This window comes from Pseudoalteromonas sp. S3260, from assembly GCF_005886925.1.
In the GTDB taxonomy this organism is placed as follows: domain Bacteria; phylum Pseudomonadota; class Gammaproteobacteria; order Enterobacterales; family Alteromonadaceae; genus Pseudoalteromonas; species Pseudoalteromonas tetraodonis.
The window spans coordinates 1-315 of the sequence record NZ_PNCV01000278.1; the positions used below are offsets into that span (position 1 = coordinate 1).

General features: G+C 41.9%; 1 pseudogene. It reads right to left on the bottom strand.

The annotated features are described in order from the left end of the window. Positions 1-50: 50 nt before the first annotated feature. Positions 51-315 (bottom strand): annotated as a pseudogene (locus CWC14_RS18460) (cytochrome b); the annotation flags it as partial.

The following is a 315-nucleotide window of genomic DNA, read 5'->3' on the forward strand; positions in this document are numbered from 1 at the left end:
CATCGACAAAGTAGGCAGCAATGCGAATAAACCGACAACTAGTTTCTTCATCATTTCGTCAACCTCTCTGGCAATGGCTTGGTTTTCTCGTTTTTACTGTAGAAGAACAGTAACACAAAGAACATGAAATAGGTCACCGTACAAATCTGCGACAGAATTGTTTTGAAATCAGTTTGCGGTGTTGCACCAACCCAACCAAGAATAACAAAGGTCACAACGAACTGCGCAATATTCAATTTGTGGAAACCACAACGATAGCGAATAGAGCGTACGCGACCACGGTCAATCCAAGGTAGTAAAGCTAACACCACAATA